Below are 15774 nucleotides of genomic sequence, written 5' to 3' on the forward strand. Positions count from 1 at the left end.
GTCAGCTATTTTATAATTTACTCCTATTCTTCTCATTATCTCTAATTTCTGTAGAAATTATTTCATGTTTAAGTACGTCAATGAGCCCAATGTCCGTAAGTCCAAGCTCCGGCACAGTAGGCAAGGAAATAAACGACAATGTCATAAAAGGTGCAGCTAAAGTGCAGCCTATCTCATGTGTAAGATTATTTAAACTAGTAATTTCTTCTATAACAGAATCTGCATCATGGTCACTCATAAGCCCACCAATAGGTAAAAGCATCTTTCCAATGACTTTGCCCTGCTTTACTAATACAAAACCTCCCTGTATATCCTTAATTTCATTAACTGCTATAGACATATTATAATCATCAGTTCCAACACAAACTATATTGTGGTGATCATGAGATACAGAAGAAGACAGTGCGCCATCTTTAATATTAAATCCCTTTACAAATCCAATTCCAACTCCGCCTGTTTTTCCGTATCTTTCAACTACTGCAAGTTTTAAAATGTCCTCTTCTACATCATTTTGAATTAGTCCTCCCTTTACCGGAAGTTTTACTTTTATCCACTTGTTTATTATCTGATCTTTAATAAGTTCTATGGCATTTATACAGGTTGTATCATTACATTTGGAGTTTATCTTAAAAGATTCTGGTGTTATTGGAGTTTTAAATTTTACAGTATTTTTTATCCAGTCGGGATATTCTGAACTTACTTTATTTGAAATTAAATTTTCCTGCTCAGCTACAAGCTTGCCTTCAAAAAACACCATAGATGGCTGTATATTTTCTAAACTTTTTACTATAATAATGTCCGCTTTTCTTCCTGGAGTAATGCTTCCTATTTCATCTTCTACTCTAAAATGCTTTGCTGCATTTATAGTTGCCATCTGAATTGCATTTATAGGAGAAACCCCAAGAGAAATGGCCTTGTTCACATTATAATTTATGTGTCCTTCATTTTTTATATCACTGGCATGTTTATCATCTGTACAAAACATAAGATGTTCAAAAGAAAGTTTCTTATCTACAACTCCCTTTATGAGCTTTTCTACATTTCTCTCAGAACTTCCTTCTCTTATAAATACATCCATACCAAGTCTTATTCTCTCAAGAAGCTCTTCAAAAGATACACATTCATGATCATCACTCATACCAGAAGCAGCATAAACATTAAGATCTCTTCCTGTTATTCCAATAGCATGCCCATTAATTATTTTTCTTCTACTAAGCGAAGCCTCAATTTTCTTTAAATATTCTTCTTTTTTAAACAGTATTTTTGAAGGGTCAAGTTCCCCTAAGCTCAATGTCTCGTCCCAACTAAGTGCCTCTATAACTTCTTCTAATTCCACTACCCCTCCTGTAGTTTCAAGGCCCGGAGCTGTAGGTACTCTTGATGGGATTTCAATATAAGTTCTATAAGGTAGTTTTTCTATAGAATCAAGCAGAGCTTTTATTCCATCTATTCCACATACATTTGCAATTTCCATAAGATCTGCACAAAGAGTTGTAGTACCTTTAGGTACTATTACATCTGAAAGTGCTTCAGGAGAAAGCAATGTAGTTTCAATATGCAAATGAGAATCAATAAATCCTGGAATAGCATATTTTCCACTGCAATCTATAGATTTTTCAGCTTCAAGCTTAACATCAGGATCAATGCACACAACCCTGCCATCTTTTATATAGATGTTTGTACCATATATTTCTTCAGAATAGACATTTACGAGATTAACATTTGAAAGTTTTAAATCACAGGATACTTCACCTAGTCCACATTCTATAAGTTTTTTTATTTCCAAATAGCTTTTCAATCACTTTTCCCCCAGTACCCCTCATGAGTTTTTAATATTTCATCTTTTAATTCATTAAAAGGCCCTATTACAGTAATGTCTTTCTGTCCTTTCTTAAACACTTCCCTACAAGAGAGGTCAAAAGTTGGATTTTGCTTGTCATTTCCCGTTTGATTTAGAAGTTCTTTTTCAGTAAGTCCATATACAACTGTCCTTACATTGCCCCAGTAAATGGCACCAGAACACATGACACATGGTTCAAAAGTAGTATATAGTGTACACTCTGCTAAAAATTCTTTAGAATATTTTTGAGATGCCCTCCTCATAAGGGAAGCCTCAGCATGTCCCGTACAATCTCCTGTGCTTATCTCTATATTTTCCTGTTCTAAAAGTATATTACCATCCTTATCTACAAGCAGTGCTCCAAATGGAGTATTTCCATGTTCTCTTGAATTTTTAGCAATTTCATTTGCCCTTCTTAAATAATATAGGTGATCCTTTTTACTCATTACACTTTTCCTCTACTTTCTTCATAAAATCTTTAAGCAAATTTATTGAAACTTTTTTTCTATAAGCAGCTGTGGATCTCTGATCATCTATTGGAGTTATTGAACTTTCATAAAGTTCTAATGCCTTATCTAAATTCAATTTTTTAATTTTCTCTTCACCTTTTTTTACTCTAACAACTGTAGGCCCTACAGATCCAAACGCAATGCACACATCATCAACTTTCCCCGCAGAGACACTGGCGAATGCAGCAAAGGAGAGCTTAGAAATAGCTGCTGCTTTACGTGTTCCTACCTTTTTATAGTAAAATAAATTATGCTCATTTGCTGGAATTTTAATACAGGTAAGAAGTTCATCCTTTTTTAAAGAAGTTTTCCCCGGTCCAACTATAAAATCCTCTATAGGCATAGTTCTCTTTTCGGTTTTACTTTCTATTATAAGTTGTGCCTCTAGGGCATAAAGTAGTGGAAGCATATCCGCTGCAGGAGATGCATTACATATGTTTCCCCCCAGTGTTCCAACATTTCTGATGGCAGGTGTGGCTATGCCATCTATTACAGTTCTAAAGCTATCTGGTATCAGTTCACTTTCACAAACTTCACTATAGGTACATGCTGCTCCAATATATATATAGTCCTCATCTCTTTCAATATTCTTCAGTTTTTTTACTTCATTTATAAAAACTACATTACTTTTAAAATCAGGCAGCAAGCCCGGTTCCATTCTCTTCTTTATCATAGCATCAGTACCACCAGCCACTACAATTGCATCTACTTTATTTAGTATATCTAACGCGTCCTTAATATTTACTGGTTTAAAGCTTTCCACAACTTCTCACCTCTTTCACTAGCTAATTTTATGGCATCAATTATCATATTATACCCTGTACATCTGCATATGTTTCCTGAAATTCCACGTCTTATATCCTCTTCTTTTGGTTTTGGATTTCCAATAAGAAGAACATAAGATGCCATTATCATAGCAGGTATACAAAAACCACATTGAACTGCACCTGCTTCCTTAAAACACTGATCAAGTACTTCAAATTCTTTTGTATTTCTCAACCCTTCAATAGTTAAGACCTTGCTTCCCATTACATTTGCCAGTGGAAAGCAGCAGGAATTAACCAATTTTCCATCTATTATAACAGCACAGGCCCCACATTCTCCCTGTCCACAGCCTTCTTTTACTCCAGTTAACTTAAAGTCTTCTCTTAAAACATCTAAAAGTCTCTTAACACCTGAAGCTTCAATTTCTACATCTTCATTATTTAAATTAAAGTTTACCTTCATTGTCCATTACCTCCATTATAGATTCCGGTGTTACAGGAATTTGATTTAGATGCCTTTTAAGTGCATTCTCTACTGCAATGGCATAAGCAGGAGCTGCTCCATCAATAGTCAGTTCTCCCACACTTTTTCCACCAAAAGGTCCGTTATAATAGGGGCTATTTACAAGTTCTCTATGTATTCTTGGGAAATCTACAGCTGTTGGTATAATATAATCTGTAAAAGTTGATTGTTCCAGTTTTCCCTGTTTAGGCTTTAGAACCTCCATAGAAGCATATCCTAGTCCCTGAGTTACACCCCCATCTATTTGCCCTTTAACAATATTATCATCAATGGCATTTCCTACATCATAAGCAGTCCATATACCTTTAACTAAAACTTCATAAGTTAGTGGATCTATTTCCACTTCTACTACATTTGCACCCCAGGCACTGGTATTATATGCGTCTCCTTCAAATTTATTTTCATCCCACAGAATTTCCTCAGGATGTTTGTAATTAGCTGCAATTTCAAATTCATCCTTCTCATCCCACTTATCTTTAATTTTCTGGCATGCTTCTTCAATAAGTTTTCCAACTATCAATATACTTCTTGAAGCTACAGTAGGCCCGGAATTAGGTACCCTATCCGTATCTGGTTTATTATATATAATTCTATCTATCGGTATTCCTATTGTCTCTGCCGCTATTTTTCTTAAAGTAGTACCTAAGCCCTGTCCCATTTCTACATTAGATACTAATATTTCCACAGTGTCATTCTTGTTTTTTCTCACTTTCAGCTTTGTCTTTATAATGTCTCTTTCTCCTTTTCCAGTAAATCCACCACCGTGGAAAAATACAGACATACCGATTCCTTTCAATTTATTTTCTGACATGTATTCTTTATATTTTCTATTATAATCAGACATTTCTTCTACTTTATCCGTAAGCTTATCAACTACTACATCTTCCCTATAAGTTCCTCCTGTAGAAGTCTTACTTCCCTTTTTTACGTAATTAATTTTTCTAAACTCAACTGGATTTATTTTAAGCTTATTTGCCATATACTCTACAAACATTTCCACTGCAAATGTAGATTGAGGTGCTCCAAATCCTCTAAATGCTCCACTAACTAATTTATTTGTCTTAAGTACAGATCCCTTCGTTTTTACATTTGCCACATCATATACTCCACATATTCCAAAAATTGCCCTTTGAAGCACTACATTTGAGAGTCCAGAGTAGGCACCACCGTCTAATCTAACATATGCATCCATTCCTATTATTCTATAATTTTCATCTATATAACCTTTTAGCTTAATTTTTGATGGATGTCTTTTAGTACTTGATTTTATATCTTCATTCCTCTCAAAGACAAGCTTCACTGTTTTTTTAATTTTATAGGATGCAACTGCAACTTGACATCCTAAAAGAGATGGAAACTCTTCTTTTCCCCCAAATCCTCCCCCTGTAGTTGCCTGTTTTACCTGAACCTTATCGTAGTCAAAATCAAGTGCCTGTACAATTGCATCTTTTATATAATAGGGACACTGCATAGATCCCTCTACTGTAATCTTTCCATCATGATAAGTTCCTACAATTCCCTGTGGCTCCATATATGCATGTTCCTGGTATCCCGTACTATATTCATTTTCAAAAACATATTTAGCATCTCTAACTGCAGCTTCTATGTCTCCCTTTGAATACTTGTACTCTACAAATGTATCATTTTTTTCTTCAGCATCATCCATAGTTAAAGTTGAAGGTAAATCCTCATACTCTACTTCTGTTCTTAAAATAATATCTACTACTTTTTTCTTTTCAGGTCCTACAACGAGAAGTATTCCCTCTCCAATATAATTTACCTCATCTTCAACAAAAATTGGCCAATCTCCAATTTTACCTGGTACATCGTTTTTATCCACAATAAAATATCCTTCAGGAATCTCCGGGAATTTTATAGATAATATTTTAGCTCTTGCTCTAGTAGATCGAAGCGTTTTTGCATATAAAACATCTTTATATACTATATCGGAGATATATTTAGCTTTTCCCGATATCTTTTCTTCTGCATCAAATCTAATTATAGAATCACTTATATTGTTTTCCATAATAAATATCCCCTTTCTAGAAATCTGCCCTAATTTACACTTTGTAGCACAAAGACCTCATCTAAAATCTACAACTTAGGAAAGCACTGCTTTAAGAATTGAATAATACCCTTCTACAGCTTTTTCAAATTGTGATATTTCAATATATTCATTTACTGTATGTGCTAAATTTTCCTTTGAAGGTCCAAAACCTATAGCCTTTATTCCTGCTTCCCCTGCATAATGGCTTCCATTTGTACAAAAAGAATAGTGAGTTATTTCAGGATTAATTCCAGCTTTTACTAAACCATCATAAGACTTTTTAACAAATTCATCTTTTCTATCATAAAGCCATGCAGGAAAGAATCTTTCCCCTTCTATTTCCACACCTGTATAACACATCTCTTTCCCCCTTGAAAAACTTACTTTAGCTTTAAAATTTTCATCTTGTTTTTCAAGTTCTGTAATAATATTCTGTATAGGCTTAAGTACACTTTTCCTAGTTTCTCCTACAAGAAGCCTTCTATCAAATGTTGCTCTACAGTAATCAGGAACTACAGATGCCCCTGGATATGGTGAAGATTTTATATCTGTAAGTTCAAGTATTCCATCGCCGAGAAAATCATGGCTGCTGAGTTTTAACTTTCTTATAGCCTCTATAAGCTTGTTCATCTTATATACTGCATTTATTCCCTTTTCAGGATTAGCTGAGTGAGCAGACTTTCCAAAGGTTTCAACTAAAATTTCAGCTCTTCCCCTCTGTCCTATCTTTAAATTGCAGTTTGATGCTTCTCCAATTACCACATAATCAGGATTTACTTTAGCGCTTATTTTTCTAGAGGCAACTCCTTCAAAACACTCTTCATGTACAACTCCTGCTACATATATGTCACCTTTAAACTTCTTCTTAACATCCTTAGCAAAATAAGAAACTCCACATATCATGGCACACAGGGCGCCTTTCATATCTGATGTTCCCCTTCCGTACATTTTGCCATCATGAATTTGGGCAGCAAAAGGAGGGTATGTCCACTCACTCTCATCCACTACAGGTACAGTATCCATATGTCCATCAAACAATATGGACTTTCCCTTTTCTTTACCTTTTATATGGCCTATTATATTACCATAATCATCTATAAAAAAGTCGTCAAAACCCATATTATTAAATGCGACTTTTATAACATTTGCCACATTTTCTTCTTGTCCAGAATAACTTCTAGTTCTTATAAGCTTTTTGCACAATTCAATTACTTCACTTTTTCTTTCCTCAGATAACATCTTTATGCCCCCTAAATATTAAATTCTTATTACTCTTCCAGTTAAATTCTTGCTTCTATTTCCACCTTTAAGCACAACACTTCCATTTATAATTACTGCATCTATTCCATCAGGATACTGCTCCGGTTCTATAAATGTACTTTTATCAATTATTTTATCTTGTGAAAATATGACAACATCTGCCTTCTTACCTACCTGTAATACTCCTCTATTCTTTATATTAAAGGCTTTTGCAGCTTTATAGGTCATCTTATATACAGCATCCTCCAGTGTAAGAACTTTTTGTTCCCTCACATATCTTCCAAGTATTCTTGGAAATGTACCATACACTCTAGGATGTGGTTTTCCTGCTAAAAGTCCATCTGTACACACATTCTGCTCTCTTCTCTTTAAAAACTTTATTACTTGTTCTTCTTTTCCATAATAATCGTACATACCTACTGAATTTTCTTCTTCATATAAAAGATCAAAAGCTGCATTATATGGATCTTTATGTCTCATGTCTGCAATTTCCATAAGATTTTTTCCTATACAATCTTTGTTTTTATCAGTATTTACACTGGTAACATATATATTTTCAAATCCAGCAAAATCTATAAAATTATCCCATCCCGGAATTCCATTTTCTATATCTTCAATCATCTTTTTTCTAAGTTCATTATTCTCAAGTCGTTTAAGCAATTTGTCAGTTCCACCATTATGAGCCCAGGGAGGAAGTATAACTCCAAGCATTGTACTTCCTGCAGAATAGGGATACTGATCATAGGATATCTCTAATCCTTCTTTTTCAGCTTCGTCTAAAAGCTCTCCCATTTTGTCAACTTTATCCCAGTCTTTCCTGCCGCATACTTTAAAATGAGAAAAATGTATCTTAACTCCACTTTCTCTTCCAATCTTTATTATTTCTTTCATTGAATTTACTATATCCCCAGCCTCACTTCTTTGGTGAACTACAAATATCTTGTCATGTTTTGCCACTACTTTGCAAAGTTCTATTAACTCATTTGCATCGCTATAGGCACAAGGCATATATATAAGCCCTGACGAAAGTCCTAAAGCCCCTGCATTTAATTCCCTCTCTGTTATCTCTTTCATCTTTTCTATGTCTCTCTTATCCAAAACTTTATTTTCAAGTCCTACAGCTTCCATTCTTATATTTCCGTGAGGTACAAGATAAGATACATTAGTGGCTGTTTTATTCTTTTCAAGAAGTCCTAAATACCCTTTTGTATTTTTCCAATCCCATTTAAGCCTCTTACTGTCTCCGTCAAGTCCAGCTATGTTTTTTCTCCAGGAACTTATATAATTTTTAGGTACTGGAGCAGTAGACACCCCATCCTGCCCTAAAACCTCAGTAGTTATTCCCTGTCTAACTTTAGGCTCCATATATGGATCTAGAAGTATTTCTACATCTGAATGGCTGTGGGTATCTATAAAACCAGGACATACAACCTTGCCTTCTGCATTTATGACAGTATCAAATTTACTTTCTTTTAAAGTAGTTCCTATGCAGCTTATACTATCATTTTCAATTGCCATATCTGCATTGTAAGGTGTAGAACCTGTTCCATCTACGATGGTTCCATTTTTTATAAGTATATTATTCATAGCTTGGACATCTCCCATCCTAAATTATCTTCTTATGTTTTTCTAACGTTCCTCTCTAAAATAAGCATTTCCTAGTGCTTTAGGCGGAGCATTTTTATTTGATTTTCTCATATATACAAGTACCAGTATTATAATAGTTACTAGATATGGGAGCATATCAATAAAATATTGAGAAATAAACATATTTTTCATTCTAAAACTAATGATATCAAGTCCACCAAAAAGATAAGATGCAAAAATAGCTTTGTAAGGATTCCATGATGCAAATACAACCAGTGCTACTGCAATCCAACCTCTACCTGCTGTAACATTATCCTGCCAGCTGGGAACATATGCTAGTGATAAATAAGCCCCACCAAGTCCGCAAAGTGCACCACCAATAAGTATATGAATATATTTATAGAGGTTTACATTTATACTAGCGGCATCTGCTGCTGCCGGATTTTCTCCTACTGCTTTAAGATTTAATCCCTTATAAGTTCTGTAAAAATAAATTCCCATAATAATTGCAGCTGCATATCCAAGATAAACTAAAATATCCTGATGAAAAAAAACTGGTCCAATAAAAGGTATGTGGGAAAGTATTGGTATACTTACAGGTTCAAAAAAACTTTTAACACCTACTGGTATATTCTTGCCAACTATACTTTTACCTACAAAATTAGAAAATCCAGTTCCAAATATAGATATAGCTAGTCCTGAAACTGTTTGATTAGCTTTTAAGTTAACCGTTAAAATCGTATATATGAGAACGCCAAAGGCTCCTGCTGCCATAGCTGCCAAAATAGCCATTATTGGATTTCCAGTATTATATCCTATACTAAATCCCATAACCGCACCCATAAGCATTAATCCTTCAACGCCAAGATTTAAATTTCCAGCTTTTTCAGTTAAAATTTCTCCTAGTGTTGCAAAAAGAAGGGGAGTTCCTGCAACTACTGCTGCTGCTAAAAAGCTAATTACTCCATTCATTATTTACACCTCATTTACAACTTTTTTATTTTCGTTATCATTTTCATTTACATCGCCCTTTGACAGTCTAAACCTAATAAAAAATTCGCTTCCAAGTACAAAAAATAAAATTACTGACTGAAGTATTGATGCTACTGAATTTGGTATGCCAAATGCTGTCTGGATAAATGATCCTCCTTGCAAAAGACCTGCAAATAAAATTGATACCAAAATACTTACAACAGGGTTTAAATTTGATATCCAAGCTATTATTATTCCAGTATATCCAACTCCACCTGTTATTTCAGTAGAAAGTGTTTGTTCTATGGCAGAAGACTGTATTACTCCTGTTATTCCACAAAATACAGCACTAAGTACTATAGCAATCAAAGTAGTTTTCTTTATACCTATTCCTGCATATTTAGCAGTATTTTCGCTTTCACCAATTACAGAAATCTCATAACCAGTTTTAGTGTGATTTAAAAAAATATATACAAAAATAGCAAGTAATATAGCTATTATCCATCCAATATGAACTCCAAAGACACTTGGAAGTATTGCGTTAGAAGAGAAATTAGGCATTTTAGGGAATCCCAAAGAACTAGGATCTTTCCATGGACCATATTGAAGATAAGTTACAAATTTTAATGCAATATAATTCATCATAAGGGTAGTTATAGTTTCATTGGCCCTCCATTTCACTTTAAAGAACCCCGGTATAAATCCCCATATTCCACTAAATAATATTCCACTTGCAAACATTAAAATGATGAGGATAGGAGCTGGCATATTAGGAAAATGAAATGCAACAAGTGCAGCTCCAAAAGCTCCCATTATTATCTGACCTTCACCGCCTATGTTATAATATTTTAATTTAAGGCCTATTGCAATTCCAAGGGCAGTAATTGCAAGTGGTATAGCCGAATTTATAGTCTGTTTAATTGGATTGGGACCTCCAAAGGCACCTTTAAACATTGAAATATAAACTGATATAGGATTACACTTAAGTGCTGCAAAAAGAATTCCCATTACAACAAAAGCTAATAATATGGCAATTATTCTAATAGACACTTCTTTATTTTTACTTATATTTTCTCTTTTAACAAACTTCATTTTCATAAATCTCATCACCCTTACGCTTATTGCCAAGCATTTTATATCCTATTGTTTCCTTTGTAACATTTTTGCTTTCAAAGCTTCCCGTTATCTCCCCTGAATACATAACTATAATTCTGTCACAAATACTTAAAAGTATATCCAGATCTTCTCCAACAAATAATATACCTGTACCTTTTTTCTTTTCTTCATTTACTAAATTGTAAATGGTATAACAAGTATTTATATCAAGTCCCCTTACTGGATAACCCATTAAAATCAACTTAGGATTTAATCCTAATTCTCTTCCCAAAAGTATTTTTTGTATATTTCCTCCAGAAAGATTTTTAATTGGATAATGTATACTTGGGGTCTTTACTTCTAAATCCTCTTTAATTTTTTCAGCTTTCTTTTCAACATCATCTTTTTTGAGTAACAGTCCTTTTTGTTTTTTATAATATTTTAAAAACACATTATCGACCATATCCATAGATCCTACAAGTCCCATACCAAGCCTGTCCTCCGGTATAAAACTTATTCCTAAATTTTCTTTTGAAAGTTTTGAAGCATCTTTATCAGTTATGTCTTTTCCCTGAAATTCTATTTTTCCACTAGATATTTTAGTAATTCCAGCTATGGCTTCACAAAGTTCCTTCTGACCACATCCGGAAATTCCTGCGACTCCAACTACTTCTCCTTCATGTATCTCAAAATTTATATTTTTAAGTATAGGAATGTTCAAATCATTTATTAAGTTTAAATCTGAAACTTTTAATATGGATTTGCCAATAGTCGTATTTGATCTTTCTATAGCTAAATCTACATGATAACCTATCATCTTATCTACTAATTCCTTAGGTGTAGTACTATCTTTTGCAACAGTTTCTACAGATTCACCTTTTCTAAGTATAGTAATTGTGTCCGCTACTTCCATAACCTCATCTAATTTATGAGTTATAAATATAATAGAACATCCTTCTTTTTTCATCCTTTTCATTAAGTTAAATAATTTCTTGGTTTCTTGAGGGGTAAATACTGCTGTGGGTTCATCTAAAATAAGAATATCAGCTCCTCTATACATTACTTTCAAGATTTCAAGATTTTCTCTTTCTCCTACGGACATATCATAAACGTATTTTTTTAAATCTACATCAAAGCCATATTTGTCTTTTATTTGTTGAACTTTTTTTACCTCTTTATCATAATTTAGAAATAACTTTTTTTTCTTTCCCAAAATAATATTTTGTATTGCAGTCATCGATTCTATAAGTTTGAAATGTTGATATATCATACCTATACCAGATTTTATAGCATCAGTAGGTGATTTAAACCTAATTTCCTTGCCATGTATAAAAATTGAACCGCCATCAGGAATATATATTCCTGACAGCATGTTCATAAGTGTACTTTTGCCTGCACCATTTTCACCTAACAGTGCATGAATTTCTCCGCCTTTAACATTAAAATTAACATTGTTATTAGCAACTACGTCACCAAATTTTTTAGTTATATTTTTCATAGTTAAATAGTATTCTTCATTCAAAAGGATACACTTCCTTCCTATTTTTCATTTGCACCATTTATACCTTGTACAAACCAATCTATTTTTTCAAGATAATTGTCATCTAAAATCTGACCTTCTTTTACTTTTAATTCACCTTTTTGATCTTTAATTGGTCCAGCAAATATCTTCAATTTACCTGAAATTATATCAGCTTTAGCTTTTTCTACAGCTTCTTTTCCACCTGCAGGTGCACTTTCTTCTCTAATTGGTGCAAGATCATTAACTCCTGACTCAAGACCTTTTAACCATTTCTCAGATTTCCACTTTCCAGCTATTAAATCATTAATTTGCTGTTTATAATATACATCCCAATGATAGACAGGTGCTGTCATGTACATTTTAGGATCTTCATTCTTCTTGTCTCTATCAAATCCTATACCTGCAAGTCCCTTCTCTTCAGCAGGATCTAATGCAGATGTAGTATTTTGTTCTTCACTTATAACATCATTTCCCTGGTCAACAAGTGCCTTACCTGCTTCTTTTTCTTTTGCAGGATCATACCAAGTATGAGTCCACTTTACATTTACTACAGCATTTTTATTAACAGACTGTACTCCTAATGCAAAAGCATCAATTTGTCTATATAATTCTGGTATCGGCATAGATGCTACCACACCTATTTTGTTTGTCTTGGTTTTCATACCAGCCAATATACCAGTTAAATATGTTGATTGATAGTATTTAGCAAAATATGCGCCCATATTATCTGCTGTTTTATATCCTGCATTATGTAGGAATATAACATCCTTATGTTTTTGTGCTTCCGTATAAACATAGTCCATGTATCCGAAGCTAGCTGCTACAATTACATTACATCCCTGGCTAATCATATCTTCTATAACAGGTTCAACTTTCTGAGATTCTGGAACATTTTCTTTATATATAGTCTTGATTCCCATCTTATTAAGTGCTAATCTTCCATCGTTGTGAGCATCAACCCAACCACCATCGCCTAAACTACCATCATAAATAAAGCCAACTTTTATCTTGTCTTTATCTATTTTCTTTCCTTCAGAAGTAGTACTTACTCCCGTAGAGCTTGTGTCAGATGATGAACATCCTGCAAATAGTCCTGTAATAACAACAAGTGCAAGTAAAAAGATAAGTATTTTTTTCTTCTTCATTATCAGTTCCCCCTTATTATTTAGAATAATATTATCAAAAGTCAAATGAATAATTATATAGTTCATCATTCATTTACTTTTTAAATATATCTAGAAATAAAATATAGTAATTAGTGGTTGAGAAAGTATTTTTATAATTTTGCTATTTTATACAAAGTGTTTTTGCTTATTTATCATTTTTATCGCAATAATATTTTATAATAGTAATAATATATTATTATATTAAGTATTATAGTTGCATATTTTAAATAATACAATAGTAAAATTATAAATTTATTAATATTTTTTCGTTTTTACGTCAAAAATAGTGCTGTATTGTATACATTTTTATGATTTTGGTAATTTTTTTACAGTCTTTTGTATGTATTTAATTTAATTAAATTTATTATTTTCTAAAAAAAGCATTTATGTATGTTTGTATATTTCATTATAGGTGCTATATTATAAAAAATTTTATAAATATATATTTCAATATGTGAATTTAATGTTATAATCTAAATAAGTATTTTTATATATTTTAATAATTTTATCATTAAGTGGTATATTGTTATTTTTATTTATTATCTTTATTGTTATAAGTTAAATAATAATTGGGGTGAAAAATTTGAATAACAGAGAATTATTAAAAAAATACATACCTGTAGCTAAATTTATTTCTGAAATTCTAGGAGATAACTGCGAGGTAGTAATACAAGATATAACTACTCCTAACAATTCTATAATTTTTATAAAAAATGGTCATTTAACAGGAAGAAATATAGGTAGTCCCCTTACTAACTTAGTTTTCAATATAATTCAGAATAAAACTTATACAAATAAAAATTACGCAGCTAACTACAAAGCAGTAGGTAATTTTAAAACTTTCAAATCTTCAAGCTATTTTATTAAAAATGATGATAACAAGATAATAGGATTACTTTGTGTAAATATAGATGTTGAACCTTATAATAAAGTTAAGGATTTAATGGACAAATTAAGTTTTGTATCAAATACCGATGTGAGCGAAAATGAAAACATAAAAACACAAGAACAATTTTATGATAATGTGGATGATCTATTGTGTACCATGATCAATGAGGCTATATCTGAAATAAATATTCTTCCAGAACGCATGTCTGCTAATGAAAAGATTTGTGTAGTAAAATATTTATACGATAAAGGAGCTTTCAATTTGAAAGGGGCTGTAGTTAAAGTAGCCAAAGCTCTCCTGGTTTCCGAGCCTACTATATACAGGTATTTAAACAAATACATGTAATAAAGTGCACCCCAAATGTTAGATACGTATAAAACATTTGAGGTGCACCTCTTTTCACAGTTTCCTTAATTTAGTTATTCAAAAATATACTCCATGTGTCTGGACCTAAAATACCATCTGTAGCTTTTCTCCAATTCTTCTGGAGATTAGTTACAGCTTGAAAAGTGGCTTCATCGTAAACCATAGGAGTATAGGAATTTTTCTTTAAATAGCCATATTGTTCAAGTTTCTGTTGTATCCACAGCACTACATGAGATTTATGACCCTTAGCAATAATGTTCTGGATTCCTTTTAATGCTGCCATAGTCTCATTCCCTGCAATCCCATCTACAGCTAGTTTTGCACTATAATCTAAATTCAGGTTATACTGAAGTGCTTTTATCTGCTGTACAAGAGTATTTGGCTTAACAGGTGATACATTTCCAGTAAATATATCTTCTATAAAATAATTTAAGTCTACATATCCCACAGCGCCGTTTAATTTCCCGGTTTCTGAATACTGCCATGAAGCATCATCTGGATATAAGGAAGGCTGCCTGCCATAACTTGCAATCCAAAGTGGAACATCTGGAATATTACCTGCCAGGTAATCTTTATAAAATGCATATCCAGAATATACTCCTATCTTACGACCTTGTGACTGTACATATTTGATAAATGCATTTGCAAAATTAATAGCATTGCTCCTACTCCAATTTTCCTCTCCCTCTATATCCAGCCACAGAACAGTGTCACTTTCCAATCCTGAGATAGTTTTTAGAAAGTGCTTTGCTTCCGCTATTGGATCATTACCATTTGCGTAATGATAAAATCCCAATTTAAGTCCTGCCTGTTTAATTCTTTGATATCTATAATTTAATAAACTATCTACACGAGATAGACCTTGTGTTGCTTTTTGAATTACTACAGAAATACCATCTGTATTTTTAATAACATTCCAATCTGAAATATTATCTCCTTCATATACGTCTATTCCATTCATTATCTTCATAAATCATTCCTCCTATTGTATTCTTATTAAATACTTAGGACAAAAGGAGTCTAGTAACTGTTATGCCAATGCCCCCATTTTAGTGTATTCATGAAACTTTTAATTTGTTCAAAATAAAATATTGGTTTGAATACTTCCATAAATAATAACCTCTTCATTCATAAACATTTACAACTGTAATTTAATATTACCATATTATATAAAATTAATTTTTAAATCTGAAACAATATATTACTTGTGTATTTTTTTTATTTTTGAAAACAA

13 protein-coding genes are annotated in these 15774 nt (G+C 32.6%); 1 reads left to right on the forward strand and 12 read right to left on the reverse strand.

Translation table 11 applies throughout. The annotated features are described in order from the left end of the window. Positions 1 to 10: 10 nt before the first annotated feature. The 11 genes from ade to CLAU_RS04735 form a co-directional block, all read right to left on the reverse strand. Positions 11 to 1798, reverse strand: coding sequence for an adenine deaminase (ade, locus tag CLAU_RS04685; protein WP_023162045.1), 1788 nt, complete (start codon positions 1796 to 1798; stop codon positions 11 to 13). Beyond that, a complete protein-coding gene (locus CLAU_RS04690; protein ID WP_013239629.1) occupies positions 1795 to 2286 on the reverse strand; it encodes a nucleoside deaminase in 492 nt (163 codons plus the stop codon). The genes ade and CLAU_RS04690 overlap by 4 nt, the downstream gene beginning before the upstream one ends. Then, positions 2279 to 3112 (reverse strand): FAD binding domain-containing protein, encoded by an 834-nt coding sequence (locus CLAU_RS04695; RefSeq protein WP_013239630.1) that lies wholly within the window; start codon positions 3110 to 3112, stop codon positions 2279 to 2281. The genes CLAU_RS04690 and CLAU_RS04695 overlap by 8 nt, the downstream gene beginning before the upstream one ends. Continuing rightward, positions 3091 to 3576 carry a (2Fe-2S)-binding protein gene (locus CLAU_RS04700; RefSeq protein WP_013239631.1) on the reverse strand — a complete coding sequence of 162 codons (486 nt, stop codon included), beginning with the start codon at positions 3574 to 3576 and terminating at the stop codon, positions 3091 to 3093. The genes CLAU_RS04695 and CLAU_RS04700 overlap by 22 nt, the downstream gene beginning before the upstream one ends. Next, a complete protein-coding gene (locus tag CLAU_RS04705) occupies positions 3560 to 5662 on the reverse strand; it encodes a xanthine dehydrogenase family protein molybdopterin-binding subunit (protein ID WP_013239632.1) in 2103 nt (700 codons plus the stop codon). Before CLAU_RS04705 ends, CLAU_RS04700 begins: the two co-directional genes overlap by 17 nt. A 75-nt stretch (positions 5663 to 5737) precedes the next feature. Continuing rightward, on the reverse strand, positions 5738 to 6922 hold the full coding sequence (locus CLAU_RS04710) for a YgeY family selenium metabolism-linked hydrolase (protein WP_013239633.1): 1185 nt from the start codon (positions 6920 to 6922) through the stop codon (positions 5738 to 5740). Positions 6923 to 6940: 18 nt separating this feature from the next. Continuing rightward, entirely contained in the window at positions 6941 to 8530 is a 1590-nt protein-coding gene (locus CLAU_RS04715) for an N-acyl-D-amino-acid deacylase family protein (RefSeq protein ID WP_013239634.1), read from the reverse strand. Positions 8531 to 8572: 42 nt separating this feature from the next. Beyond that, positions 8573 to 9502, reverse strand: coding sequence for an ABC transporter permease (locus CLAU_RS04720; protein ID WP_023162046.1), 930 nt, complete (start codon positions 9500 to 9502; stop codon positions 8573 to 8575). Between the two features lie 3 nt (positions 9503 to 9505). Next, entirely contained in the window at positions 9506 to 10600 is a 1095-nt protein-coding gene (locus CLAU_RS04725; protein ID WP_029169990.1) for an ABC transporter permease, read from the reverse strand. Beyond that, positions 10581 to 12119: an ABC transporter ATP-binding protein gene (locus CLAU_RS04730; RefSeq protein ID WP_023162048.1), complete on the reverse strand. Its 1539-nt coding sequence runs from the start codon at positions 12117 to 12119 to the stop codon at positions 10581 to 10583. The genes CLAU_RS04725 and CLAU_RS04730 overlap by 20 nt, the downstream gene beginning before the upstream one ends. A gap of 17 nt (positions 12120 to 12136) precedes the next feature. Beyond that, on the reverse strand, positions 12137 to 13264 hold the full coding sequence (locus tag CLAU_RS04735) for a BMP family ABC transporter substrate-binding protein (RefSeq protein WP_013239638.1): 1128 nt from the start codon (positions 13262 to 13264) through the stop codon (positions 12137 to 12139). Between the two features lie 595 nt (positions 13265 to 13859). Here CLAU_RS04735 and CLAU_RS04740 point away from each other — a divergent pair. Beyond that, entirely contained in the window at positions 13860 to 14519 is a 660-nt protein-coding gene (locus CLAU_RS04740) for a helix-turn-helix transcriptional regulator (protein ID WP_023162049.1), read from the forward strand. A gap of 70 nt (positions 14520 to 14589) precedes the next feature. Here CLAU_RS04740 and CLAU_RS04745 read toward each other — a convergent pair whose 3' ends face one another. Next, positions 14590 to 15510, reverse strand: coding sequence for a GH25 family lysozyme (locus CLAU_RS04745; protein WP_023162050.1), 921 nt, complete (start codon positions 15508 to 15510; stop codon positions 14590 to 14592). Between the last annotated feature and the right edge of the window lie 264 nt (positions 15511 to 15774).

Origin of the sequence: Clostridium autoethanogenum DSM 10061 (genome assembly GCF_001484725.1) — a bacterium.
In the GTDB taxonomy this organism is placed as follows: Bacteria; Bacillota; Clostridia; order Clostridiales; family Clostridiaceae; genus Clostridium_B; species Clostridium_B ljungdahlii.

What these genes read in the sequence shown, in the direction of transcription:
- CLAU_RS04710 (WP_013239633.1), bottom strand. Translation starts at nt 6,922, where the DNA reads ATGTTATCTGAGGAAAGAAAAAGTGAAGTAATTGAATTGTGCAAAAAG.
- CLAU_RS04745 (WP_023162050.1), bottom strand. Translation starts at nt 15,510, where the DNA reads ATGAAGATAATGAATGGAATAGACGTATATGAAGGAGATAATATTTCA.
- CLAU_RS04690 (WP_013239629.1), bottom strand. Translation starts at nt 2,286, where the DNA reads ATGAGTAAAAAGGATCACCTATATTATTTAAGAAGGGCAAATGAAATT.
- CLAU_RS04700 (WP_013239631.1), bottom strand. Translation starts at nt 3,576, where the DNA reads ATGAAGGTAAACTTTAATTTAAATAATGAAGATGTAGAAATTGAAGCT.
- CLAU_RS04705 (WP_013239632.1), bottom strand. Translation starts at nt 5,662, where the DNA reads ATGGAAAACAATATAAGTGATTCTATAATTAGATTTGATGCAGAAGAA.
- CLAU_RS04725 (WP_029169990.1), bottom strand. Translation starts at nt 10,600, where the DNA reads ATGAAAATGAAGTTTGTTAAAAGAGAAAATATAAGTAAAAATAAAGAA.
- CLAU_RS04720 (WP_023162046.1), bottom strand. Translation starts at nt 9,502, where the DNA reads ATGAATGGAGTAATTAGCTTTTTAGCAGCAGCAGTAGTTGCAGGAACT.
- CLAU_RS04735 (WP_013239638.1), bottom strand. Translation starts at nt 13,264, where the DNA reads ATGAAGAAGAAAAAAATACTTATCTTTTTACTTGCACTTGTTGTTATT.
- CLAU_RS04715 (WP_013239634.1), bottom strand. Translation starts at nt 8,530, where the DNA reads ATGAATAATATACTTATAAAAAATGGAACCATCGTAGATGGAACAGGT.